The organism is Paraburkholderia ultramafica, assembly GCF_902859915.1.
GTDB lineage: Bacteria > Pseudomonadota > Gammaproteobacteria > Burkholderiales > Burkholderiaceae > Paraburkholderia > Paraburkholderia ultramafica.
The window spans coordinates 148,098-171,548 of sequence record NZ_CADIKK010000012.1 but is presented as its reverse complement, the minus strand read 5'-3'; the positions used below and the strand labels follow the sequence as shown (position 1 = coordinate 171,548).

22 protein-coding genes are annotated in these 23,451 nt (G+C 63.0%); 12 read left to right on the top strand and 10 right to left on the bottom strand.

Annotation, left to right across the window (positions count from 1 at the left end; translation table 11 throughout):
• Nucleotides 1–28 precede the first annotated feature (28 nt).
• Together HV744_RS14920 and HV744_RS14915 are read right to left on the bottom strand one after the other, a co-directional pair.
• Nucleotides 29–790 (bottom strand): alpha/beta fold hydrolase, encoded by a 762-nt coding sequence (locus HV744_RS14920; RefSeq protein WP_246279049.1) that lies wholly within the window; start codon nucleotides 788–790, stop codon nucleotides 29–31.
• A gap of 31 nt (nucleotides 791–821) precedes the next feature.
• The gene (locus HV744_RS14915) at nucleotides 822–1,127 is read right to left on the bottom strand and encodes a putative quinol monooxygenase (protein ID WP_175150247.1); all 306 of its coding nucleotides are present in this window, start codon (nucleotides 1,125–1,127) and stop codon (nucleotides 822–824) included.
• 107 nt (nucleotides 1,128–1,234) lie between these two features.
• Here HV744_RS14915 and HV744_RS14910 point away from each other — a divergent pair, with 107 nt between their 5' ends.
• Nucleotides 1,235–2,194 (top strand): GlxA family transcriptional regulator, encoded by a 960-nt coding sequence (locus tag HV744_RS14910; protein WP_175150294.1) that lies wholly within the window; start codon nucleotides 1,235–1,237, stop codon nucleotides 2,192–2,194.
• A 212-nt stretch (nucleotides 2,195–2,406) separates the two neighbouring features.
• Here the strand turns inward: HV744_RS14910 and HV744_RS14905 are convergent, their stop codons facing one another.
• From HV744_RS14905 to HV744_RS14880, 6 genes are all read right to left on the bottom strand, one after another.
• A complete protein-coding gene (locus HV744_RS14905) occupies nucleotides 2,407–2,898 on the bottom strand; it encodes a response regulator transcription factor (protein ID WP_246279048.1) in 492 nt (163 codons plus the stop codon).
• Nucleotides 2,899–3,093: 195 nt separating this feature from the next.
• Complete coding sequence (locus HV744_RS14900; RefSeq protein ID WP_175150245.1) at nucleotides 3,094–4,032, bottom strand: S1C family serine protease; 939 nt, start codon at nucleotides 4,030–4,032, stop codon at nucleotides 3,094–3,096.
• A 178-nt stretch (nucleotides 4,033–4,210) separates the two neighbouring features.
• Nucleotides 4,211–5,554 (bottom strand): alginate export family protein, encoded by a 1,344-nt coding sequence (locus tag HV744_RS14895; RefSeq protein WP_175150244.1) that lies wholly within the window; start codon nucleotides 5,552–5,554, stop codon nucleotides 4,211–4,213.
• A gap of 171 nt (nucleotides 5,555–5,725) precedes the next feature.
• Nucleotides 5,726–6,604 (bottom strand): VOC family protein, encoded by an 879-nt coding sequence (locus HV744_RS14890; protein WP_175150293.1) that lies wholly within the window; start codon nucleotides 6,602–6,604, stop codon nucleotides 5,726–5,728.
• A 136-nt stretch (nucleotides 6,605–6,740) separates the two neighbouring features.
• A complete protein-coding gene (locus HV744_RS14885) occupies nucleotides 6,741–8,621 on the bottom strand; it encodes an amidohydrolase (RefSeq protein WP_175150243.1) in 1,881 nt (626 codons plus the stop codon).
• Nucleotides 8,618–8,908 carry a XapX domain-containing protein gene (locus HV744_RS14880; RefSeq protein WP_175150242.1) on the bottom strand — a complete coding sequence of 97 codons (291 nt, stop codon included), beginning with the start codon at nucleotides 8,906–8,908 and terminating at the stop codon, nucleotides 8,618–8,620. The genes HV744_RS14885 and HV744_RS14880 overlap by 4 nt, the downstream gene beginning before the upstream one ends.
• Before the next feature lie 587 nt (nucleotides 8,909–9,495).
• On the opposite strand from HV744_RS14880, the gene HV744_RS14875 reads away from it, so the two are divergent.
• Together HV744_RS14875 and HV744_RS14870 are read left to right on the top strand one after the other, a co-directional pair.
• A complete protein-coding gene (locus tag HV744_RS14875; protein WP_175150241.1) occupies nucleotides 9,496–10,182 on the top strand; it encodes a hydrolase in 687 nt (228 codons plus the stop codon).
• A gap of 129 nt (nucleotides 10,183–10,311) precedes the next feature.
• Entirely contained in the window at nucleotides 10,312–11,970 is a 1,659-nt protein-coding gene (locus HV744_RS14870; protein WP_175150240.1) for an MFS transporter, read from the top strand.
• Between the two features lie 23 nt (nucleotides 11,971–11,993).
• On the opposite strand, the gene HV744_RS14865 is transcribed toward HV744_RS14870, so the two are convergent.
• Nucleotides 11,994–13,121, bottom strand: a complete 1,128-nt coding sequence (locus HV744_RS14865; RefSeq protein WP_175150239.1) for a porin — start codon at nucleotides 13,119–13,121, stop codon at nucleotides 11,994–11,996.
• A gap of 484 nt (nucleotides 13,122–13,605) precedes the next feature.
• Between HV744_RS14865 and HV744_RS14860 the strand changes: the two genes are divergently transcribed.
• The 9 genes from HV744_RS14860 (at nucleotide 13,606) to HV744_RS14820 (ending at nucleotide 21,923) form a co-directional block, all read left to right on the top strand.
• On the top strand, nucleotides 13,606–14,637 hold the full coding sequence (locus HV744_RS14860; RefSeq protein ID WP_175150238.1) for an ABC transporter substrate-binding protein: 1,032 nt from the start codon (nucleotides 13,606–13,608) through the stop codon (nucleotides 14,635–14,637).
• Nucleotides 14,638–14,640: 3 nt separating this feature from the next.
• Nucleotides 14,641–15,474, top strand: a complete 834-nt coding sequence (locus HV744_RS14855) for an ABC transporter ATP-binding protein (protein WP_217469124.1) — start codon at nucleotides 14,641–14,643, stop codon at nucleotides 15,472–15,474.
• Complete coding sequence (locus HV744_RS14850; RefSeq protein WP_175150237.1) at nucleotides 15,474–16,310, top strand: ABC transporter permease; 837 nt, start codon at nucleotides 15,474–15,476, stop codon at nucleotides 16,308–16,310. The genes HV744_RS14855 and HV744_RS14850 overlap by 1 nt, the downstream gene beginning before the upstream one ends.
• 36 nt (nucleotides 16,311–16,346) lie before the next feature.
• Entirely contained in the window at nucleotides 16,347–17,732 is a 1,386-nt protein-coding gene (locus tag HV744_RS14845; RefSeq protein ID WP_175150236.1) for an FAD-dependent oxidoreductase, read from the top strand.
• Nucleotides 17,729–18,910: a CaiB/BaiF CoA transferase family protein gene (locus HV744_RS14840; RefSeq protein WP_175150235.1), complete on the top strand. Its 1,182-nt coding sequence runs from the start codon at nucleotides 17,729–17,731 to the stop codon at nucleotides 18,908–18,910. The genes HV744_RS14845 and HV744_RS14840 overlap by 4 nt, the downstream gene beginning before the upstream one ends.
• Nucleotides 18,907–19,680 carry an enoyl-CoA hydratase-related protein gene (locus HV744_RS14835; RefSeq protein ID WP_175150234.1) on the top strand — a complete coding sequence of 258 codons (774 nt, stop codon included), beginning with the start codon at nucleotides 18,907–18,909 and terminating at the stop codon, nucleotides 19,678–19,680. Before HV744_RS14840 ends, HV744_RS14835 begins: the two co-directional genes overlap by 4 nt.
• Nucleotides 19,680–20,015: a ferredoxin gene (gene fdxA, locus HV744_RS14830; protein WP_175150233.1), complete on the top strand. Its 336-nt coding sequence runs from the start codon at nucleotides 19,680–19,682 to the stop codon at nucleotides 20,013–20,015. Before HV744_RS14835 ends, fdxA begins: the two co-directional genes overlap by 1 nt.
• A gap of 9 nt (nucleotides 20,016–20,024) precedes the next feature.
• Nucleotides 20,025–20,939 (top strand): LysR family transcriptional regulator, encoded by a 915-nt coding sequence (locus HV744_RS14825; protein ID WP_175150232.1) that lies wholly within the window; start codon nucleotides 20,025–20,027, stop codon nucleotides 20,937–20,939.
• A gap of 534 nt (nucleotides 20,940–21,473) precedes the next feature.
• Nucleotides 21,474–21,923 carry a hypothetical protein gene (locus HV744_RS14820; RefSeq protein WP_175150231.1) on the top strand — a complete coding sequence of 150 codons (450 nt, stop codon included), beginning with the start codon at nucleotides 21,474–21,476 and terminating at the stop codon, nucleotides 21,921–21,923.
• Nucleotides 21,924–21,953: 30 nt separating this feature from the next.
• Here HV744_RS14820 and HV744_RS14815 read toward each other — a convergent pair whose 3' ends face one another.
• Entirely contained in the window at nucleotides 21,954–23,444 is a 1,491-nt protein-coding gene (locus HV744_RS14815) for an MdtP family multidrug efflux transporter outer membrane subunit (RefSeq protein ID WP_175150230.1), read from the bottom strand.
• Between the last annotated feature and the right edge of the window lie 7 nt (nucleotides 23,445–23,451).

Here is a 23,451-nt window from a genome sequence, read left to right as displayed (position 1 = left end):
GACAGCACGCCCTGGCGTCTATGCTGGCCTACCTGGCGGCAGCCTCGATGACTCGAGCGACCGCGTCCGGATGCGAGATATAGACAGCGTGGCCTGCGCTCACTTCGGTCACCTTGGCGCCCGAGCGTTGATACATCCAGCGCTGAAGCTGGGGGCTCACGACATGATCCTGGGTGGTCAGCACCGCATAGCTAGGCTTGCTTCGCCATGCCGCGACAGGCACAGGGGCTGCCACGGCTTTCTGCGCGAGTGGCTGCTGCGAGTCCGCCAGGAATTGCGCTTCTGAAGGCGAGAGATCCTGCGCATAGGTCTCGCGGAATTTTGCCGGCGGGATGTAGAAGTATTTGTCCGGCGTGGCGCGCATGGCATCGTTTGGCGCGGCAAACTTCTGCAAGAGTTGGCCGCTGGCTTCACCCTTGTCGGGTTGCAGGGCGGCGACATAAACGAGTGCGCTGACCTTCGGGTCGGCGCCTGCGTCCGTGATCACAGAACCGCCATAGCTATGACCGACCAGCACGACAGAGCCCGGTTGCCGGTCGATGACCCGTTTGGTAGCGTCGACGTCCTCGTCGAGGCTGGTCAGCGGCTCCTGCACGATACTCACGTGGTAGCCGTCTTTCGACAGGATGTCGTACACGCCTCGCCAGCCAGAGCCGTCCACGAGCGCGCCGTGAACAATGACGATATCTTTCGTCGCCGCGCCAGTCTCGGCGTGGGCCATCGTGCTGCCCATGGCGACCATGACGGCAGCGAAAACAATCTTCCGTAGTGCGAACATTTCAATCTCCATAATTGCTTTCGCATACTCATGTACAGGGGCTTCAGGCCAGCGCGTTCTTCATGGCCAGAACGTCGAACGTCTCGACCGTAGGCGGGCGTGCCAGCATCTCGTCGACCCGCGCCATCAGGCTCTTTGCCATGTTGCCGGCAAGGTGCGCCTGGCGATCCTCTTCACTCGCAAAAGCGTCGAAGACACCGAACGTGTTCGGCGACAGCCTGAGGGCGAACCAGATCGGCGTCGTGGCCTCCTGATTCGTCATTTCCAGGCCGTCGGCAAGAAAGTCCGCTACCGCCTGCTCCTTACCGGGCTTGGCTTCAAGTCTGACAAATAAAGCGTGCTTGATCATCTGTGTTCTCCAGTGTCCGCGTGAGGGGCCACGCGATGAGTGCACTTTACAAACGCGGCGTGTTGGAGAACACTGTCTCAATCGACAATTTTGATACCGATCCTGCCATGAGGATTTTTGTTCTCGCGCTCGAGGGCGTGTTCGACACCGGCCTCACCACCGTGCTCGATGCCTTGACGACGGCCAACGAACTCGCGCGCGCGACGGGGATGGCCACACCGGGCTTCGAAATCACCGTGGCGGGCATGCGGCCAGAGGTGCGCACCGCGCTTGGACTGCAGGTTCCCGTCCACGATATGACCGACGCCCCCGCCCCGGATTGGGTCGTCGTACCGGCGCTCAACAGGACGACGACGGACCTGCTCGTGCCTTCGCTCGGCCGGGCCGACGTGATCGATGCGCTAGGGGCCTTGCGCACGTGGCACAGTGCCGGCGCCCATCTCGGAGCCGCCTGTACGGGAACCTTCGTGCTGGCCGAAAGCGGCTTGCTCAATGGGCGCGAAGCCACGACCACCTGGTGGCTCTCGCCGGTGTTCCGGCAGCGTTACCCCGAGGTGCACCTGGACGCGCATCGCATTGTCGTGCCCAGCGGCAGCATGGTGACGGCGGGGGCCGCGCTGGGCCATCTGGACCTGGCGCTCTGGCTGATCCGCAACAACAGCCCTGAGCTTGCGGCGCTTGTGGCCAGCTACCTTGTATTCGATTCGCGGCCGTCGCAGTCCGCCTTTGCGATCTCCGATCACCTGTCCCATTCGGACCCGCTCGTCGCACGTTTCGACCGCTGGGTGCGCGAACACCTCGACACGGCAATTGCACTCGACGACGCTGCGGACGCCCTGGCGACGAGCAAGCGGACCTTGACGCGACGCCTGAATGAAGTGCTCGGTAAAACGCCCGTAGAGTACATACAGGATCTGCGGGTCGAACGCGCCGTTCATCTGCTGAAGACGAGCAAGGACAGCGTGGACCGTATCGCGGAGCGGGTCGGCTACGCAGACGGCGTCACATTGCGCACGCTACTGCGGCGGCGGCTAGGCAAGGGGGTCCGTGAGTTGCGGGCGTCGTGAGTCTTTTCGACTATTGGCGTATGCCGGTGGCCGTGCTCGACCGGTCCAACGGGAGGATTTGCCAGCTGAAGCGAGAGGGCGAATCACGGCTTCCCCCTGGAAGCGGCCGCCAATCGTAAGCAGGTAAGACCGCTTCGGGTCGACATGATCCGCCTGGATCGGCCTACGGCCGCCCATAGACGAGCCAGCCGCATCGACGCTGCGCCGACACGCTACACCATGATGAATCCGTGCCGCATGCCGAGCATCACGGCTTCGGTGCGGTTGGTCGCGCCCAGCTTGCCAAAAATGGAGGAGAGGTGGAATTTCACCGTGTTGTCCGAGATGTCGAGTTGCCGCGCGATCTCCTTGTTGCCCAGCCCTTCAGCGAGCATCGCCAGTACTTCGATCTCGCGTAAGGTCAGAGTTTCAAATGGCACTCGGGATGCTGTCTGACGCGGCGGTTTCCGTCCGTCGAGCAGCCTCGCGAGAATCTCCGGCGACAGTACGCAAAGGCCCGCGGCCGCAGCTTCGATGGACGCGACGATTTCGCCTGGCATCGTGTCCCGCAGCAGGATCGCTGTGGCATCGCCCGTTAAAGCGTCGAAGATCGAGTCGGTGTCCGCGTCGTCGGTCAACACGACGAGCGCAGGTGGCGCGTGCCCCAGGTCGAATGCAGCCTTGAGCGCGTCGCTCGCCAGTGGCTCCGCGTCGATCACGACCACATCCGGCATTGAACCGGCAAGGCAATCGACGAGCATGTCGGCATCAGCTGCGCTACCTGCGAACGCGAGTGCCGGACTAGCCTCGACAAGCGCTTGCAGGCTTATGCGCGTCTGCGGCGATTCCGCGACAACCGCAACCCGGACCGGCCCCATCTATGCCACCTGTCCATCTGACATTTGACCGGTGCCTGGCGCTCACCGGCATGAATTCCGTTGCGGGCGTTCGCCAACGGTTACGGAACACTCGGTGCGTTCGCCGCCCCGGATCAGCGCGATCTTCAAGCTCTGTCCAATGCTGCCGGAGCCAAGTGCGGTGTACAGGTCGTCCATGCCTCGGCAAGGCGCGCCGTCCAGTTCAATCAGCACATCGCCGACGAGCACGCCCGCCCGTTCTGCGGGTCCGCCCTGCGCGAGTGAGTTGACCAGCAATCCGCGGTTGGAAGTCAGGTTCAATTTCTTGATCCACGTATCCGACAGGATTACCTGCTGCGTGCCGACGCCAAGGTAGCCCCGGGAGACACGCCCTTTAGCCAGCAGTTCATCGGTGACGCGCTCCACGGTTATTGCGGGAACCACCATGCCGGCGCCACGCGCGAGCGCGGATGTGCAGATGCCCATGACCTGGCCGCGCATATCCGCGAGGGCCGCGCCGGAGAAACCTGGACGCAGGCCGCCGTCCAGTTGCACGAGCGCATCGAGCTGGCCGCCCCTCCAGGTGCGCCATGGACCACCGGCGCTGCCGATCACGCCAAAATCAGCGCTGACGCTGAACCCGTCCGCCCGCGCGACTGCAAGCACAAGGTGGCCCGCCTTGAGCAGGCGGGCATCGCCGGACTCAACCCGGTCCAGCTCCACGCCGTCCAGTTTCAGCACGGCGACGTCGGTGCCGGTATCCCGGCCCGCGAGGACTGCGGCGACCGTACGGCCATCGCTCAGCGTGACCTCGATCCCGTCCTCCCGTTTGAGGGTGTGCGCAGCCGTGACGACGACGCCATTCCGCCAGATTACCCCACTTGACGGAATCCGATGCCGGCCGTGTACCGCGACGACGCCGCGTCCGACGCGCTCGACAATTCCCGCCAGATTGTCCGACAGCTCCGGCAACGGATTTCCGCTAGACGATGCGTTTTCCATCTGAAGTCTCCTGCCACAGTGACACGACCGGCTCGTGCCTCACGCCGCCCATCGCGCACGGATCCTTCACAAGTACGGGGCGACGGGCGGATTCAGGATGGCAGATCGACAACCGGCGCACACCACCCGAACGGGTAGCTGATTGGATGCATGTGCAATGCCGTGTCGCGGCGGCCTTTTACCAACCGAACTTGAGTTCGGCGCCGACGTAATCGCCGTTGTGGCCCCCGGCGTCGCGTATTGCGCTGCCGACCTGATAGTGAACCGCTTCGATCGCACCGGTCAGATTCGGATTGAATGCGTAGTCTGCGCGCAACTGACCATAGACCCCCGACCAGTGGCTGCCTCGACCGGCAGTGCCGGCAATCGGCACGTTCGGCTGCGTGTAGATCGCGTCGGCGGTCGTCGCGCGCCACTGGAAGCCCACTGCGGCCAGCAGCGTGAGCTTCGCGATCGGCTTGACAGTGATGGAGGGCTTCACGTGGACGAGATTGGTGTAGCCGGTGAAGCCGGCCAGTGTGAAATAGTAGCCGTTCGGGAAGAGCGGATTGAACGTGCCGAGCGTGCCATCCCCCGGATGGCGATCGCCGGAGGCGGCGTCGACCTGGACGCCGATACGCGGGGTCCAGGTCGTATGGCTGAAGGTGTAGCCCACACGCGAGCCCGCAGCCCATGCGCGAATGTCCTTCGGTCCGACCGTACCCGTCTGGCCCATCGCTTCGAGGTCCCAGTCGAATCTGTTCATCGCGCCAGCGAAGCGTGCATCGAATACATTGCGATGTTCGCTGCCCCTCGCATCGAGATAGCTGGCATTGTCGCGTTGGTAGAGCGAGTAGTACGCCGACAGCTCGTTTGTTCCAAGCACATGGCGCTCGACGCGCAGCGTGTGGAAGCGGAAGTGGCTGTTGGATGTATCGTCGAACGGATTGACGTCGCTGTACTGGACCGGCTGGCTCACGAAGCCGATGAAACGCCACGGGCCCGTCTCCCAGTCGGCCCAGATCGCGTCGAACGACTGCCTGACGTTTGGGCCGTCGCGCGACGACACGAATCGCTGAAGATCGAACAAGAAGTCTTGCCGGCCGACGCGAGCCTTGAACGTGCCCGCGTCGAACGATTTCACGTACGCGAGGAACGCGAGCCGCAGGTCGAGCGGATTCTTGTCGACTGGCGTCACGATGTTCTTTCCATATGCGCGCACGTCCTCCAATTGCGTAAAGAACTCCCATTCGCTGTTGAAGTGGACATCGACGTGGAACTGGAGGCGCTGCAACAGATATGAGTCGCCGGCCACGTTATTTACGCCGAAACCGGCGGCATCCGATGACTCAAAGCGCTCGCGCAGGGTCACGCCGAGCGAGACGTAGCTCTGCGGATCGGTCGCCGAGAGCGGGATGTACTTCAGCGCATCCAATGGCTGGGTGCGAAGCGCCGGGTTGGCGAGCGCGGACCAGTCTTCCTGCCAGCGGTTGCTCATGATAGCGGGGCGCTTCGCCGGGACTGCACCCGGCGCGATGGTCATGTCCGTTTCCTCAGCCTCTGACGCGGGCGCTATGCAAAGAAGCAGCGCGCACACGAGCCAGGCCCAGCGGGAGCGGGATTCATCGCAAACGCGACCTGCCGACGGGTTTTGCTTGTGCGGGCGCCGGAATGCGGGGGCGTGCCGAGTCATTACTTTTGCCCCTCGACCGCGCTACTGGCTGACCGGCGCGTGAATCTCCGCGATGTACCCGCCGGGAAACTGCACGATGGCAGCTTCCCGTCCCTCGCTGCGGTAAGGCTCGACGAGTATGCGCACGCCGGCTGCCCTGGCCTTGTCGAGCGTGTCGGTGAGATTGGCGACTTCGTATCCGGTCATCTCGTAACCGTACGGGTAGGGCAGGTGTCCGTCGGTGACGAGCACGGCCATCCTGCCGAAGGCAGACGATATGCGGATGCGCCGATAAGTGTCGTTCGGGCGCCCGATCTCGACGCCAGGCGCGCGTGCGTTTTCGGATTCAACCCGCCCGTGCGAAAACGCGAGGAAGCCGCGCACGAACGACGCCACGCGATCGGCTGGCACGTACACGCGATTCTCGGGTACGGTGCTGAAGGGCGCGTAGGCGGGCTTCGTCGTGTGCCAGTAGATCTGCATGTTGATGCCGCCGGGCCACTGGATGACCGCGTCGCGGCCAATCGGATCGGGGAACGGAGCGACGACTACGCTCGCGCCCGCCGCCTGCGCCGCGCGGACGGCGGCGTCCATATCGCTCACGAGAACGCCGTTGCGTTCCAGGCCGAAGGGATAAGGCACCGGCGTGCTGAAGCCGAAGAGCGACACCGTGCCGGCCGGTGTCTGCAACAGTTGCGATGTCGTGCTGCTCGGCGTCGGCGTGACTGTCGCGACGACCTGCTTCGTGCTCTGGCCGCCGAAGGTTGCAACGAAGCTCGCAGCAAAACGATCGACGTCTTCCGGCGCGACGTAGACATGCGTCGTGCCGTATTGCGGCGCCACGGCGACGGCCGGCGTCGCCGTGGCCTCGCGGGCGAGTACCAGCGCGGGCAAGGTTGCGGCGCAAGTGCCGAACACCATGGCGCTGACGAACGCAGCAGTGACGACGGGTGTGCGCATCGTTGGTTTTCCGTTTGAGTGAAGGTAAGCGCAGGAGGCGGGCGCGAAGCACAAGCCCGCATCGAGGGCGAACGCGACCGTTCCCGCCAAAGTCCATCTAGACCGCCCAGCAGGCGCATCCCAGGGCGCCCCAGAAGCCCCTCAGGTCGGACACGGGCAGCGTGCTCGACCATGCCTTGGCGTGGGCGTGACCATGCAGTCCGCAAGGGCTCGCGCATGCGCAAAGTTGCACCGCGCTGCGTTGCAGCGGCGCGCCCGCGTTGCCCCAGGCAGCATATCCGCCGAACGTGCGTACCGGAGACCAGTCGGGCATCGCAGGCGGTATCGGCGTATCGAGTTCCGCGAAGGGGCCGGACGCGAACACGACTTTGCCGCCGACGACCGTAAGCGTCGACGTCGTGTCGGAGATATCGGCGTCAGGGCACGACATAAAGTCGCGGTCAGGGACGATCAGATCGGCGAACAGGCCACTTTCGATGCGTCCTTTCTTGCCTTCTTCATTCGAAAACCAGGTGACGTTCTCCGTCCACATGCGCAGCGCCGTTTCGCGATCGATGCAGTTGCGTTGCGGGTAGAGCCTCATGCCCGCCACCGTTTTGCCCGTGACGAGCCAGGCAAGCGACACCCACGGGTTGTACGAAGCGACGCGCGTCGCATCGGTGCCGGCCGACACCTTGACGCCTTTCTCGAGCATCCGCGCGACGGGCGGCGTGCCTTCGGCTGCCTGCGCGCCGTAACGCTCAACGAAGTACTCGCCCTGGTACGCCATACGATGCTGCACTGCAATGCCGCCGCCGAGTGTGGCGATGCGATCCATCGAGCGCTCGGAGATCGTTTCGGCGTGGTCGAAGAACCAGTTCAGGCCCGCGAGCGGCGTCTCGCGGTTCACGCGCTCGAACACGTCGAGCGCGCGGCTGATGGTTTCGTCGTAAGTGGCATGCAGGCGCCACGGCCAGCGGTTCTGCGCGAGGATGCGCACCACCTCTTCCAGTTCGCTTTCCATCTCGCCCGGCATGTCGGGGCGCGGCTGGCGGAAGTCCTCGAAATCGGCGGCCGAAAAGACGAGCATTTCACCCGCGCCGTTGTGCCTGAAATAGTCGGTGCCCTGTTTGTACCTCGAGGTTTGTGTCCAGTTCAGGAAGTCTTCCTTCTCGGCTTTCGGCTTCTGCGTGAAGAGGTTGTACGCAAGACGGATGGTGAGCTGGCCTTCGTCGGAAAGCTTCTGGATCACCGCATAATCTTCCGGATAGTTCTGGAAGCCGCCACCGGCGTCGATCGCACCCGTCACGCCGAGGCGGTTCAGTTCGCGCATGAAGTGACGCGTGGAATTGATCTGGTATTCGAACGGTAGCTTTGGACCCTTCGCCAGCGTTGCGTACAGGATGGCGGCATTGGGCTTCGCGAGCAGGAGACCGGTGGGGTTGCCCTCGGCATCGCGCACGATTTCGCCGCCCGGCGGCTCGGGCGTTTCCTTCGTGTAGCCCACCACGCGCAGCGCTGCGGCGTTGAGTATTGCGCGGTCGTAAAGATGCAGGATGAAGACCGGCGTGTCGGGCGCGATCGCGTTGATTTCCTCGATTGTCGGCAGGCGCTTTTCGGCGAACTGATGTTCCGTGAAGCCGCCCACTACGCGCACCCATTGCGGCGCTGGCGTGACAGCCACCTGACGCCTGAGCATGTCCATCGCGGTGGCGAGCGACTGCACGCCGTCCCAGCGCAGTTCCATATTGAAGTTCAGGCCGCCCCGAATGATATGCAGATGATTGTCGATCAGGCCCGGTAGCACGCGTTTACCTTTGAGATCGATCATCTGCGTGGCGTCGCCCGCAAGCGGCAGGATCTCAGCGTCGCTTCCCACGGCGGTGAACACCCCGTCCCGGATCGCAACCGCTTCCGCTTGCGGGTTGCGTCTGTCGAGCGTTGTGAAGCGACCGTGATGAAGAATCAGAGCGGGGCCTTTCGTCGTAGAAGTGCTCATGAGCGTTTCTCCGGTGCATTCGCGGAGGCGACACCTTTCGGCTCGCCAGCATTGCGGCCGGGCAGCGTGCCGAACATGTGCTGGTTGCACTTCGACTCTTGCCAGGCGGTATGAAATCCACTTCCCGCCAGCATCTGCTTGCCGACCGGGATGATCTGTTCGCCCGCGAGAATGCCGAGCAGCCCTACGAGCGCAACGAGCGGAGGCGCCGGCGAGCGTACCTGGATCAGGCTGTAGATGAAGCCGACAAGAAGGCCGGCGAGAAGGGAGAAGATATACATTTTCATCGGCTTGACCCCTTGATGTTGCGCCTCTGAAGAACAGGGAGCGCACGTGATCGAACGAGACGACGGCTTGGTACGACAGCACGACAGCGAGTTGAACGGATCAGGAGAAGCAACGGCGGACGGGCGGACGGCAGCGATGGAAGAGGGTTCATGCGAAGCGCGAGCCCCGTCCGCGATGCCTTGATTGCAGCATGAATGATAGGCGGAAAATCTGGAAGATGGTCGCCAGAGAGTGACCTGAGTAAATGCAGGCGATGGCATCGCCTGCGTTGATCGTGTGGTCAAGACCATCGAAGGGCGATCCCTATGGCATTGCAAGGGAATAGTCAAGGAAAACTTCTTTTTCGTTTGCGGCGTAGCAGTCGATGTCTTCGATCAGTCGCCGGGGGCATGCAGGATCCCATGTTGCAGCGAATGGCTTGCCTTTTTTCCGGCGGCTTTCTAGTCTTGATCGTGGGCTGCCTGTAGCAGGAATGGGTCATGTAGCGCGCGACGCCGGGGTAGCCTGTCTTTGCCGCTGTGGTTGTGTCGTGTCGCCTGATCGGATGGTGACATTCACTCTTTCTTCCATGGATGGGGGTTCCGCGATGAGCAATCCCAAACTCGAAGTCCTGACGCCTCAGAACTGCCAGATGATCTTCATCGACCAGCAGCCACAAATGGCATTCGGCGTTCAGTCGATGGACCGCCAGGTGCTCAAGAACAATGTGGTCGGCCTCGCCAAGGCCGCAAAGGTCTTCAATATTCCTACCATCATTACGACGGTGGAGAGCGAGAGCTTCTCCGGATTCACTTATCCTGAACTGCTCGACGTCTTTCCGGGGCACAAACTGCTCGAACGCACGTCGATGAACTCATGGGACGATCAGAAGGTGCGCGACGCGCTGGCCGCGAACGGGCGCAAGAAGGTGGTGGTTTCGGGCCTGTGGACCGAGGTCTGCAACAACTCGTTCGCCTTGTGCGCAATGGGTGAGGGCGACTACGAAATCTACATGGTGGCGGATGCGTCGGGCGGCACGTCGAAAGACGCGCACGACTTTGCGATGCAACGCATGATCCAGGCGGGCGCCGTGCCGGTGACGTGGCAACAGGTGCTGCTCGAATGGCAACGCGACTGGGCGCGCAAGGAGACCTACGACGCGGTGATGGCCATCGTCAAGGAGCATTCGGGAGCATACGGCATGGGCGTGGACTACGCCTATACGATGGTCCACAAGGCGAAGCAGCGGACCGCGAGCGAGCATGAGGTACTTGCAGCCGTGCCCGCCAGGTAATCGGTGGCGGATGCGCGCCACCGTGCCCCGTTGTATCGGGCTTTCGTTGGCGCGTGTCTCGATCCGACAGGGCCTTGTTGCGGAGATTCGCCCTAAGCGCGTCAAGGTCCCGGAAACCCGGAGCAATGATTGAAGGACGGCAAAGCCACACCCGACCCGACGGGCACGGCGCCCGGCAGGCCGGTCGCACCGCGCTCTGCTTTCGCATATAGGGCATTCACCGTACTGTGGCTTGCCACGGTGCTCTCCAATATCGGCACCTGGATGCATGACGTCGGAGCCGGCTGGCTGATGACTGGCATGTCGCCTTCGCCGGTTTGGGTGGCCCTCGTGCAGACGGCTACCACGTTGCCGGTATTCCTGCTGGCGCTTCCGGCCGGCGCGCTCGCCGACATCGCCGACCGGCGCAGGATGTTGGTCATCGTGCAGTTCGTGCTGGGTGTCGTCGCGGCTGCGCTCGGCATCGTCGTCTACCTCGGCGCGGCCAGTCCACTACTGCTGCTTTGCTTCACGTTCGCAATGGGTGTGGGCGCTGCGATTACGATGCCCGCCTGGCAGGCGATCGTGCCCGATCTCGTGCCGCGTGACACGTTGCAGCAGGCAGTGGCGACCAACAGCGTGGGCGTCAACATCAGCCGCGCGATCGGTCCGGCCCTTGCAGGCTACATCATCACGGCCATTGGGCAGGCAGCCCCGTTTCTCATCAACGCAGTGAGCTACACGCTGGTGGTCGCCGCGCTCCTCTGGTGGCGACCTCAGGCGGGCACGGAGCGAAAGTTGCCACCCGAGGACCTGTTGGGCGCGATGGCCGCAGGCGTCCGATATGCGTGGCACAGTCGTCCCCTGAAGTCCACGTTGACGCGCGCCGCTGCCTTCTTCCTCTTCGCAAGCGCGTACTGGGCGATGTTGCCGCTGATTGCGCGTACGGTGCTCGGCGGCGGTGCCCAGCTCTATGGCGTCCTGCTCGCGAGCGTCGGCGTGGGTGCTGTCCTCGGAGCATTGATTCTGCCCGCGTTGCGCCGCTCGCTCCGTTCCGACCGCGTCGTCGCGCTTGGCACCATCGGCACGGTGCTCACGCTGCTCGCGTTCGCCACCGTGCGCAACCCGGTGGTGGCAGCGGCGGCGAGCTTCATCGCGGGCGCGTCGTGGATTGCCGTGCTAACCACGCTCAACGTGTCCGCTCAGGTGAGCCTGCCGCAGTGGGTGCGGGCGCGCGGACTCTCGATTTTTGTGACAGTGTTCTTCGGCTCGATGAGTGCCGGCAGCCTTGTGTGGGGACAGGTGGCGAGTCATCTCGGCATTCCGGCGGCGCTCTTCGCCGCGAGCGCGGGCGCCTTGCTCGCGATTCCACTGACATGGCGCTTCAAGTTGCAGCAAGGCGATTCCGGCGGTCTTGCGCCTTCGATGCACTGGCCCGCGCCCGTCGTCGATGCGTCGATGAGCCACGACCGCGGTCCGGTGATGGTGACGATCGATTACCACATCGACACGTCGCAATCAGCCGAGTTCGTTGCGACGCTCGATCAACTGAGCGAGGCACGCCGGCGCGATGGGGCCTACGCGTGGGGACTCTTCGAGGACGCTGCGCAGCCGGGTCGTTTTCTGGAATATTTCCTCGTTGCGTCGTGGCTCGAGCACCTGCGCCAGCATGAGCGTTCGACGGTCGCGGACCGCGATGTCCAGCAACAGGCTCTTGCGTTCCACGTCGGTGATGCTCCGCCCGTGGTTCGACACTATCTCGCTCCTGCTGCTGGGAGCAAAAAGCCCAACGGATCGTCATTCGCCTGAGCCGTTTTCCGTTGGTCTAAAGCTCACCACTTATGCCGCAAGCCGATCACAGCGGAAACCTGCGTCTTGGTGGTGGACGGCGATAGCGTGTAAATCTGCGCGTACTGCGCGTCGCCGGCTGCCTTCTGATAAATGCCGACAAGGAACAGATCGGTCCTCTTGCTGAGCAGGTAGTCGACACCGGCGTTCACCTGATGCCACTTCGGACTATTGTCCTGCGGGTGATATTGTCCGGTCGTGAAGATGTACGCGGCGCCGAGCAAAAGATCAGGCCGCACATAATCGGTCAGTGAAATCTGGGCGTTCTGAAGCGTGAGACGGGAGGCATCGAGATATTCGAATCGCACGTTGGTATAGAGCAGCGAAAGTTTCGCCGATCCAAACGCCCATGCGCCGCCCGCACCGAACATCCGTTGCTTGCTCACGCCGGAAGCGGTAGCCGGATTCGTCACGAACGGCGATGAAAACCCGTAGTCGCCGACCACCGCGCCGTTGGGATTGTTGGGGTCATTCGGCATGTCGACCTGAAGGTATGCCACCCCAAGCGACAGCGGCCCGCTTCGGTACTGCGCGGCCGCGCTGTACGCACTGTTGTCCGAGAAGCCGCCCGCCTTGTTCGAAAAACCGTACAGCCCTTCGAACTGGAGGCCCCGGTATTCGACGCTCTTGTACTGCACTGCGTTGTTGATGCGGAAGGTGTCGAACACGTTGTCATTGTCGCCGATATGCGCGCCGTAGGCCGCGAACTGGCACGCCGACGAGAACACGCACAGCGTGACGGCTTCGTCGTATTGGCGCCCAAATGTCACCGTGCCGAAGTTGTTCGACGATAGACCGACGAAAGCCTGCCGCCCGAATAACCGCCCGCCTTGCGACATCGTGCCGTTGCCCACGTTGTAGCCGCTTTCCAGCGTGAAGATTGCCGCGAGGCCGCCGCCGAGATCTTCCACGCCTTTCATGCCCCAGCGAGGCGTCTGCATCGGCCCGCTTGCGAACTGCCAGGTGGCGTGCCCCTGCTTGTCGGTTCCTTTCTGATTGTTCGCGTAGACGATGCCCGTCGAGATCAGGCCATACAGCGTCACGCTGCTTTGGGCGGATGCGACCTGGCAGGCAAGTGCGGCTACGGCGGCAACAAAGACACGTCGATTCATGATTCCCCTGGGTGCTTGCATGCAAACGTGAAAATGAGTATGTGAACCGTTTGGTGAATTAGGATCACGAAGTGAACGGTTGACTGAACGACTCTTTTGCAAACTTCATCCTGCTCCGCTGTCCGCCTGCGTCACCGCGGCTTGAATGTGAACGCGGGCTGTCACCCGGTGGGCAAAAATTTGCGCTTACACCGTGTTCGGGCAGATTCTTGCGGAACAAAATTCGCGCCGCCTAGCACTGAATTTGACTCCCGGTGAACGAATTTTTCGCGCGTCGATGCACCAAAGGCGCACGAATTGCGCACGGTTTCGCGGCTATCGCGCAGATCGTGCGTCGTATTAGTGCTCTAATTTCGGCATCACTGGGCGTCAAAATTAATGCTTGTGGGGACACTTTTGGCTGCTGAGAATGGGTTCAACCGGCAACCCCGCGAACAAAAAAGACCAGATTCCTTGAACCCATGAAGGACCCTCGGAGATAGAGATGTCAGAAATCGAGAACGCCGCTCGCCGGCGTCTGCTGCGGATGACACTGGCGGCGGGCGGCATGGCCGCAACGGGTGCACTGCTTTCGGTGCGTGCGTTCGCGGGCGACAGGACAACCGTCAACATGCAGCTCGGCTGGGTGCCGGGCGGCAACCAGGTCGGCGAAGTGGTGGCGAAACGCCTCGGCTACTACGAGCAGGAGGGGATCGATTTCCATATCCAGCCCGGCGGACCGAACATCGATGGCGTCGCGATCGTCGCCTCGGGGCGGTGCGAGGCCGGCGAAATTTCATCGAGTCCATCGATCATGCTGGCGGTCTCAGAGGGTCTGCCGATCAAGTGCATCGCGGTCGGTCTTCAGCAGCACCCTTATAGTTTCTTTTCGCTTGCGAAGAATCCGATCCGTACGCCGCACGACATGATCGGCAAGCGCATCGGCATCCAGTCCACGGGCATGGTGCTCCTCAAGGCGTTGCTGGCGAAGAACAAGATCCCCGAGAGCCAGGTCAACATCGTGCCGATCGGCGCTGACATGATGCCGCTTCTGAGCGGTCAGGTCGACGCGGTGACGGGCTGGCTAACCAACACCACGGCCCTCAAGCCGCTCGGCGCGGAACGTGTCGACTTGCGTCTGTGGGATACAGGTGTGCGCCTCTATGCGCTGCCGTACTACGCGAGGACGGATACACTCAAGGATCATCCCGACACTGTCGCGCGCTTTCTGCGGGCAACGGCGCGCGGCTGGACCTACGCGAATGCGCATCGTGACCAGGCCGTCGATCTGCTAGTCAAGGAATACCCGAATCTGAACCGTACCGATGAGCGGGTCGCGATCGATTCGCTGATGAGCTACGCGTTCGACCAGACCACCAAAACCCAAGGTTGGGGCACGATGGACGCGAAGGTCTGGGAGGAGCAGCTCACGATGTTTGGCCAGCTCGGTCAGTTCCGTACCCATCAGCCGAAGGTCGAGGACGTCATGACGATGGACGTGCTCAAGGCCACCCAATCTTCCCGCCTCACGGTGTAATCCATGCATGCTGCCACTATGAATCCGCCGCGCGCGGAGCGCTCCGGTGCGCCTTTCGGCGTGCCGTCAGAGGCGGGGCTGTCGATCAGCTGCCGCAACATAAACGTGCGCTTCTTCACTGAGCGGCGCAGCGTGACGGCGATCGAAGGGCTGAGCCTCGACGTTGCTGCGGGCGAGTTCCTGACCTTGCTGGGTCCTTCGGGCTGCGGGAAGTCGACGTTCCTGCGGGTAGTCGCCGATCTCATCAAGCCGAGCCGTGGTGAGATCAGTGTGCTCGGCGCCGCGCCGCAAATGGCACGCGAGCGCCGCGACATCGGTTTCGTGTTTCAGGATGCGGCGCTGCTACCGTGGCGCACGGCGATCCAGAACGTGCAGTTGCCGCTTGAAGTTGCGGGCGGCAAGGCTCGTGCGGGCCGCGCCACGCCGCGCGAACTGCTCGAGCTCGTTGGTCTCAAGGGCCGCGAGGACGCTTACCCGCATGAGATGTCGGGTGGCATGCGGCAGCGCGTGGCGATTGCGCGAGCCCTCGTGAGCGATCCGAAAGTGCTGCTGATGGACGAGCCGTTCGGTGCACTCGACGAAATCACGCGCGACCGTCTGAACGAGGAACTGCGCCGGGTGTGGAAGGAGATGGGCCTCACGACGCTCTTCGTCACGCACAGCATTTATGAAGCGGCGTTTCTCGGTCAGCGCGTGCTGATGCTGGCGGCCAACCCTGGCCGCGTGAAGGAGATCGTGCCGGTGAAGCTGCCTGAAGACCGCACGCTCGATATTCGCGAGAGCCGCGAATTTGTCGAACTCGCCGCCTATCTGCGGCGCGTACTGGAGACCTGCTGATGGCCACGTCCGACATTCAATTGAACCTGTCGTCCCAGACGGCCGATCCTGAAGCGCAGGCCTGGCTCGCGCGCCGTCGTCAACGCGTGTGGCGCGCGCGCATCCTGCCCGCGCTCGGTGTCGCGTGGCTGCTATTTGCGTGGTGGGCGATCGTGGCGGGCTTCCACGTCAAGCCGTTTATCGCGCCGTCACCGTTGCTCGTACTGCAAACGCTTTTCAGCAAGAGCGACGTGCTGCTGCAGAACCTGGTGCCGACCGCCATCGAGGCATCCGCGGGCTTCCTGCTCGGCAATCTCGCGGCGATCCTGCTCGCAACAGTGTTCGTGCACAACAAGACGTTGCAGGACATCTTCTACCCGGTCGCGGTGATGATCAACTCGATCCCCGTGGTTGCCAAAGCACCGATCCTCGTGCTGATCATGGGCAACGGACTGGAGCCGAAGATCACGATTGCGGCAATCGTCTGCTTCTTTCCGACGCTCGTGAATATGGTCCGCGGACTGCAGGCGGTGAACCCGCAGGCCATGGAACTGATGCAGATCCTGTCGGCAAGCAAGCGGGAGATCTTCTTCAAGCTGCGCCTCTACGCATCGCTGCCCTATCTGTTCTCTGCGCTGCGCATCGCCGCATCCATGTCCGTCATTGGCGCAGTGGTTGGCGAATGGATCGGCGCGACGCAAGGCATCGGCGCGATGATCATTCAGGCGACTTACAGCTTCGATTCGGCCTTGCTGTACACGGCGATCATCATGAGCGCCGTCCTCTCCGGCCTCTTTTTCCTCGTGATCGCTGTGCTCGAGCGCTGGCTCATCCGGTGGCAACCCGACGCCCTTTGATAACGAGCGACACACCCCGTTCCGATAGGAGACGAAATGAACATGATCAGTGACTGGATTCAGGAACCCGCGCGCGATGTGCGCGTGGCGGCCAAGGCAAACGTCGTCGTGGTCGGCGGCGGTCCCGCAGGCCTGTCGGCGGCGATCGGCGCGGCGCGCAACGGCGCGCAGGTGATCCTGCTGGAGCGCTACAACCACCTCGGCGGCCTTGCTTCGGGCGGCATGGTACTGGTGCTCGACGACATGTGGGACAGCCACCTTCAGGAAATTTCGGTGCGCGGCACCTGCATGACCTTCATCGAGCGCATGGCGGCGCGCAAGCTCGCGATGTTCCCGCGCTCGCACGAATGGGGCGAGGATCCGGCCGCGTATCGTCAGTGGGGCCGGTGGGGCACGTTCGATTTCCATAGCCAGAAAACGCCGCATCCCGTGTGCTTCGCGGCGGCGTTCGATCCAGATGCGATGAAGCGCGTGGCGCTTGAAATGGTGGAATCGCTCGGCATCCAGTTGCGTTTGCACTCGTGGTTCTCACGCACGCTGGTCGAGGACGGCGAGGTGAAAGGCGTCATCTGCGATACGAAGAGCGGCCGTGAAGCGATCCTCGCCGATGTCGTGATCGACGCGACCGGCGACCTCGATGTCGCGGCGTCGGCGGGCGTGCCGCATGTGGGCGGCACCTATATTACGACGACGGTGTTCCGCCTCGGCGGCGTGGATACCGACGCGGCCGAGCGCTTCGAAGCCGAAGAGCCGGAAGCGTTTGCTGCGCTCGATCGCCAGATCAAGCGCATTCTTGGCGGCTCGTGGGGTTACTGGTGGCTCAAGACGCCGCTGCCGGGCGTGGTGTGGTGCAACTGCCCGCACATGGCCGGTCTCGACGGACTCAAGCCCGAAGACCTGACACGTGCGGAAGTACAGGGCCGTAAGCACATTCACGCGGTAGTCGATTTCGTGCGGGAGAAGTTACCCGGTTTCGAGCACGCTTACGTGATCGACGTCGCGCCGCAGACGGGCGTGCGCCAGACGCGCCTGCTCGAAGGCGAATATGTGATGACCAAGGACGACCTCGCGCAACGCACCCGTTTCGATGACAGCATTGCACGCGGGCGTGACTACTACATGCCGTATCGTGTGCTGCTGCCGAAGCAGGTCGACAATTTGCTGGTCGCAGGGCGGCACTACTCGGCGACTTCGCAGGCACAGAAGATGTCGCGCGAGATTCCGCCATGCATGGCCATGGGCGAAGCCGCCGGCGTGGCCGCCGCGCTTGCGCTCGGCGCGGGCGTATCGGTGCGTAACGTCGATGTGCGCGCGCTGCAAAAGACACTGCGCACGCAAGGCGCCGATCCCGGTGACCAGACCGGCCGCAACGCCGACGTCCCGGCGCTCGCCGTTCACGTCGATGCGAGGGAGGCAGCATGAGTGTCACGCACAACACGAACAAGACCCATGACTTGCCGCTCGCCGGCGTGCGCGTCATCGATCTGACGCAGGTCATGATGGGGCCGGTTTGTACCCAGATGCTCGCGGATTACGGCGCGGATGTCATCAAGGTCGAGAGAAAGGGCGCGGGCGACCTGAGCCGCTCGACGTTCGAGCCGGTGGCCGGCGCGGACAACCCGATCTTCTGCAGTCTGAACCGCAACAAGCGCAGCGTGGCGCTCGATCTGCGCGACGCCGGACAGATGGCGGCGCTCAAGACCATGATCGCCGAGGCCGATGTGGTCGCCAGCAATTTTCGCGCGGGCGTCATGGACCGCATGGGCATCGGCTATGAGGATTGCCGCCGCCTCAATCCGCGGATCATCTACGCGGCGGGATCGGGCTTTGGAGAAACCGGCCCGTATGCGCACAAGGGCGGACAGGACGTGCTCGCGCAGGCGATGAGCGGCGTGATGGCGCGCCGCGCCGACGACTCGCTGCCGATCTCCGTGTATCCGACGGCGCTCGCCGACTATTCGGCCGGCATGCACATGGTGCAGGGCGTTCTGCTCGCGTTGCTGCATCGCGAGCGCACCGGCGAAGGCCAAAAGGTCAACGTGTCGCTCTACAACTCGATGCTCGCCATGCAGATGCAGGAGGCCGCGATGATCATGATGGCCGACTCGGAAGTGAACTGGGCCGCGATGCCGCTCTCCGGCGTGTTCGACACGCAGGACGGTGCGCTCGTGCTGGTCGGCGCCTTCAAGCCAAACCCGTTGCGCGACATCTGCGCAGCGCTGCAAATCGACGACCTGTCCGCCGATCCGCGCTTTCGCAACCTCGAACAGCAGTTCGTCCACAAGGCGGTGCTGCAAGGCATCTTCCGCGATCGCTTCGCGGCCAATACGCGTGACTTCTGGCTGGCGCGCCTCGACGAGCAGGATCTGCTATGCGCGCCGGTGCGCGATCTGCGCGAAGCGCTCGTCGATCCGCAGACGGTGCATAACCAGTTGATCATCGAAGGCGAGGGCGAAGGGCAGCCGGTGCGTTTCATCGGTAGTCCGATCGAGTTGTCGCTCGCCCCGGTCGGCCTGCGGCGCGCGCCGCCGAAGCTCGGGCAGCACACCGAGGAAGTGCTTCAGCAATTGTGCGGCGGTGTCGCCACGGAGGCGGCATGAGCGTACGCCTTGTTGTCGATCAGCATGTCGCCACCGTGACACTCGCACGGCCGGAGGCGCTCAACGCCGTCGACCTCGTGACCGAAGCCGAACTGCAACGCATCTGGACCGAACTGGAGCATAACCGCGACGTGCGCGCCGTGGTTCTGACCGGTGAGGGCGAGCGGGCGTTCTGTGTCGGCGCGGACCTGAAGAACCCGTCGATGAGCGGCCTTGAATACTGGGCCGCGCCGCGTCCCGGCGGGTTCGGTGGCATTGCGCTACGCGAGACCCTCAATGTGCCGGTGATCGCGCGTGTCAATGGCTATGCGCTCGGTGGCGGCTTCGAAATGGTGCTGGGGTGCGATCTCGTGATTGCGTGCGAGGAGGCGAGTTTCGGCTTGCCCGAGGCGCTGGTCGGCCGGATGCCGCTCGACGGCGGCATGACCCTGCTGCAACGCCAGATTCCGTATCGCCAGGCGATGGCGATGCTTCTGACTGGCCGGCGGGTTTCGGCACGCGAAGGGCTTGACATGGGCCTCGTCAACGAGGTCGTGCCGCGCGCCGAACTCGATGCCGCTGTTCAACGCTGGGTCGACGCTGTGCTGGCGTGCGCGCCGTTGTCGTTGCAGGCAATCAAGCAGGTGGTCAGGCGCACCGCCACGCTGTCGGCGGCGGAAGCGCAGGCGCTGCGGCTGCCCGCGCTGGTTACCGCACTTCAATCCGAGGACGCGCACGAAGGCGTGCGCGCCTTCCAGGAAAAGCGCCAGCCTTGCTGGAGCGGACGCTGATGGCCTGCGTTATCACCTCGCCTTGCATCGACGTGAAAGACGGTGCATGCGTGAAATGCTGCCCGGTCGACTGCATCTATGAAGGCGGGCGCACCCTCTACATTCATCCCGAGGAATGTATCAGTTGCGGGGTGTGCGTGTCGGTGTGCCCGACCGAGGCCATCTTTCACGACGAAGAACTCCCGCCCGCGGAGGCGTCGTTCGCCGCCGTGAACCGTGAATTCTTCGGCGCGCGGGTGAGCGCCCTCGGTTCACCGGGTGGCGCTTGCGACGTGGGTAGGGTAGCCTGCGATCATCCCGAGGTCGCGGCGTGGCCGGTGCGGGCCACGAATTGAGGCAACACGATGCATGCGAACGTCCTGAAATATTTTGTCGAAGTGGCGCGGTGCAGTTCGATCCGAAAGGCGGCACAGAATCTCTATGTCGCGTCCAGCGCGGTGAACCGGCAAATCCTGAAGCTCGAAGCCGAGATGGGAACCGAACTGTTCGACCGGCTGCCGAACGGCATTCGCCTGAACGCGGCCGGCGAACGCGTGCTGCAGCACATTCGCGCGACGCTGAACGATTTCCATCTGATGCGCAGCGAACTCGACGATCTGAAGGGCGAACGCAAGGGGCACGTGTCGGTCGCGGCGATGGACTCGCTGTTCGTGGACTTTCTGCCGGCCACGGTCGAGGAATTCTCGGACGTCTATCCGGCCGTGACCTATTCGATCGTCGCGGTGCCGCCGCACGATGTGCCGCCGCGGCTCGTGAGTGGCGAGTACGACATCGGCATTTCATACATCACCAGGCTGCCCGCGGGTCTTGATGTTGTGGCGGAAGTGCCGCTGCCGCCGGGCGTCGTGATGGCGTCTTCGCATCCGCTCGCGAAGACGGAGCGAATCAGCTTCGACGAGTGCCGCAACCATGCGTTTTTGCGGCTCGAGGGCCGCTCGCCGATCCAGGGCGTTGTCACGAGTGACTTCCCCGAGTACTGGGAATCGTTGCAACCCAGCGTGACCTGCAACTCCACGACACTCCTCAAGCGGCTGATTGCGTCCGGCCGGGGCATTTCGTTCTTCTCCAAACTGGCTTTCCTCGACGAACTGTCGCGCGGCGACGTGGTGTGGCGTCCGCTCGACGATGAAAACGTGAACGCGCTCACGGTCGGCATCATCGTCCCGAATCAGCGTGCTTTGCCGCACGTGACACTGGAGTTCGTCGAGCGAATCATACGGCGCCTCAAGCATGTCGAACTGACGCTACGCGAGACTTGAATTCACTGCTTGCCGTGGACCCGAAAAATCGGACTTGCTCAATTCACCTAAATCGCGTCGGAAATCAGAGAGCGATTACCAACGGAAATTACGTGGTGATATCGATGCACTTTACGTGGATGCACTCACGGCATTTCTAGAAATGCTACTACAACCATGTCCGGTGATAATTTATATTATGTCAAATATAATCCGGAATAAGCCCGCGCTCGACGTGCTCTCAGTGCTCGTACACAAAAACTTGTCCATGTCCGCAACCATCACGAATCCATCCAATTCCGCGCGCGCCACGTATCAGACGAGCAATATCTATCGACCGACTGGGCTCATGACTGTGAGGATGCCGTGCCGCGGGTCAACTCTTCCTCAATGCGCAAAAGGACAACTGCTTGCGCTTTGCCGATCGCGACGAAACACGTTTCCTTCGGCTTCACCCATCTCTGCTCACGACATCAGCATGCCAACCTGAGAAGTTCACGCGCCGGCACTAATATGTATGAGCGTGAATGGAAACCAAAAACCAAAGGATGCCCCATGAATCCGTCGGTCATCTCCGCCCTGGCTGCACTTGTCGGCGCTGCGATTGGCGGCCTGACATCGGTACTTGCATCATGGCTGACCCAACGCACCCAGGTTCGCGCGGAGTGGCGGGCGCATGACCGCGCCCGGCGGCAGGAGCTCTACAAGGAGTTCATTGAAGAAGCGACGAACTGCTATGTCGACGCGCTGCAACACAACGAGCCGAATCTCCCTGCGCTCGGCAACCTCTATGCGAAGATCGGCCGCATGCGGGTCTGGTCATCGCGCGAAGTCGCGGATGAAGCCGACGTGATCGGACGCAAGATCGTGGACACTTACCTTGCGCCGGACAAGACCTTCATCGAGATTCGCGAAATGCTCGCGGATGGCTCGATCGACATCCTCGGCAAGTTTGGCGACGTGTGCCGCGCGGAATTCGACTCGCTACGCGCGCAGCAGTTCTGAAACCCGCTCACGCCCTGCTCACTTGCGCGTTCAACGCGGCTTGAGTTCGACGGGCGGATCGGCACGATAGCCGCCGCCGAGCGCCTTCGTCAACGCGATCTCCTGACTGAGCATCTGAGCGCGGAGCGTGAGCAGCGCGACCTGTTCGGCGATCACCGGCTGACGTGCCTCGAGCGCCGCCAGGCGGCTAGTGAGGCCACGCTGATAGTGCGCTTCAACGCTGTCCCGCGCGAACGCAACCGATTCGATCCGCTGCTTCTGCAACGCGGTCTCCGCATCGAGGGCCTGCAGACGGCTGCCCGTCTGCGCGACATCGCGTACCGCATTGAGGACGGCCTGGTTGTACTGCTCGATCAACAGATTGCTGCCCTCACGCGCGCCGCTAAGGTTCGCGTTGAGCCGGCCACCATCGAAAATCGGCAGAGTCAGGCCCGGAATCAGGTTGATCTGCTGGCTCGCATGCGTGAAAAGGTCGGACAGATGCAATGCGTTGTAGCCGAAGAATGCCCTGATGTCGAAGCTCGGATAGAACGCCGCTTTCGCCGCATCGATCCGGTCGAACGATGCCGCCACGTACCAGCGCATCGCCTGCAGATCGGGCCGCCGGGCCAGGAGTTCATAAGAGAGCGTCGCGGGCAAGGCCGCGTGCGAGCGCGGCAACGCGACAGGCTCGATTGGAGGCAAGCCATTGGGTCCCGTGCCGACCAGCGCTCGCAGCGATTCGCGATACAGCTGTATCTGGTTTTGCGCTGCAACGATCTGCCGTTCGATGGCCAGTTGCTGCGCACGGGCTTCCTCAAGCTGGGTTCGGGGCTCGAGGCCGCGCACCGCCCGCGCGTCGTGTGCTTGCACCGAGAACTCCGCTACCTCGTGCGACTCGTTGAGCAGATCGATAAGCTGGTAAGTCGTCTGAATGCCGTAGTACAACTGCGCGACGTCGGCAGAGATTTCGAGTTCGACGGCGGACGTTTCAGCAAGCCGCGCATTGCTTACGCCGAGCGACGCGGCGACCTGCGCGCGCTGCTTGCCCCAGATGTCGACGTTCAGACTGGCGCCCAGCCCGACCACACCCTCGGTGTACCACGGGCCCGTCAGCCCCAACTCCGGTTCGTTCTTCGCGAACGGGCCGAGAAAGCCGTTCGCGGAAACATGCTCGCGATCCACGAAGGCAAGCGCCACCACCTGAAGGCTCGACCCCGTTCTGACCAGCTCGACGTCCGACTTCGCCTGCGCGACGCGGGTTCGCGCAATCACCATCGTCGGCGCATCGGCGAGCGCCTGATCGATCAGCGCGTCGAGCTGCTCGTCGCGATAACGACTCCACCAGCGCGCGGCGGGCCAGCCATCGCGCGCAAGATGGATGTCGTCGGCGAGATTGATCTGCTCGGGCGAAATCTCGGCATACGGCGTGCCGTTCTTGTGGATCAGCGCGCAACCCGGCAGGCCGATGCACAACGACCACGCGATGCACAGGGCGCAGCGACGCCACGATCTGACGCGGAGACCGGATCGCGCGTTCATGTGCGCG

Bases quoted from the DNA above. Each gene is read 5' to 3' on its own strand.
- HV744_RS14865 (WP_175150239.1), bottom strand. From the start codon at position 13,121: ATGAATCGACGTGTCTTTGTTGCCGCCGTAGCCGCACTTGCCTGCCAG.
- HV744_RS14815 (WP_175150230.1), bottom strand. From the start codon at position 23,444: ATGAACGCGCGATCCGGTCTCCGCGTCAGATCGTGGCGTCGCTGCGCC.
- HV744_RS14885 (WP_175150243.1), bottom strand. From the start codon at position 8,621: ATGAGCACTTCTACGACGAAAGGCCCCGCTCTGATTCTTCATCACGGT.
- HV744_RS14920 (WP_246279049.1), bottom strand. From the start codon at position 790: ATGGAGATTGAAATGTTCGCACTACGGAAGATTGTTTTCGCTGCCGTC.
- HV744_RS14845 (WP_175150236.1), top strand. From the start codon at position 16,347: ATGAACATGATCAGTGACTGGATTCAGGAACCCGCGCGCGATGTGCGC.
- HV744_RS14900 (WP_175150245.1), bottom strand. From the start codon at position 4,032: ATGGAAAACGCATCGTCTAGCGGAAATCCGTTGCCGGAGCTGTCGGAC.
- HV744_RS14910 (WP_175150294.1), top strand. From the start codon at position 1,235: ATGAGGATTTTTGTTCTCGCGCTCGAGGGCGTGTTCGACACCGGCCTC.
- HV744_RS14890 (WP_175150293.1), bottom strand. From the start codon at position 6,604: ATGGTGTTCGGCACTTGCGCCGCAACCTTGCCCGCGCTGGTACTCGCC.
- HV744_RS14895 (WP_175150244.1), bottom strand. From the start codon at position 5,554: ATGACCATCGCGCCGGGTGCAGTCCCGGCGAAGCGCCCCGCTATCATG.
- HV744_RS14855 (WP_217469124.1), top strand. From the start codon at position 14,641: ATGCATGCTGCCACTATGAATCCGCCGCGCGCGGAGCGCTCCGGTGCG.
- HV744_RS14840 (WP_175150235.1), top strand. From the start codon at position 17,729: ATGAGTGTCACGCACAACACGAACAAGACCCATGACTTGCCGCTCGCC.
- HV744_RS14825 (WP_175150232.1), top strand. From the start codon at position 20,025: ATGCATGCGAACGTCCTGAAATATTTTGTCGAAGTGGCGCGGTGCAGT.
- HV744_RS14915 (WP_175150247.1), bottom strand. From the start codon at position 1,127: ATGATCAAGCACGCTTTATTTGTCAGACTTGAAGCCAAGCCCGGTAAG.
- HV744_RS14880 (WP_175150242.1), bottom strand. From the start codon at position 8,908: ATGAAAATGTATATCTTCTCCCTTCTCGCCGGCCTTCTTGTCGGCTTC.
- HV744_RS14850 (WP_175150237.1), top strand. From the start codon at position 15,474: ATGGCCACGTCCGACATTCAATTGAACCTGTCGTCCCAGACGGCCGAT.
- HV744_RS14875 (WP_175150241.1), top strand. From the start codon at position 9,496: ATGAGCAATCCCAAACTCGAAGTCCTGACGCCTCAGAACTGCCAGATG.
- fdxA (WP_175150233.1), top strand. From the start codon at position 19,680: ATGGCCTGCGTTATCACCTCGCCTTGCATCGACGTGAAAGACGGTGCA.
- HV744_RS14820 (WP_175150231.1), top strand. From the start codon at position 21,474: ATGAATCCGTCGGTCATCTCCGCCCTGGCTGCACTTGTCGGCGCTGCG.
- HV744_RS14835 (WP_175150234.1), top strand. From the start codon at position 18,907: ATGAGCGTACGCCTTGTTGTCGATCAGCATGTCGCCACCGTGACACTC.
- HV744_RS14860 (WP_175150238.1), top strand. From the start codon at position 13,606: ATGTCAGAAATCGAGAACGCCGCTCGCCGGCGTCTGCTGCGGATGACA.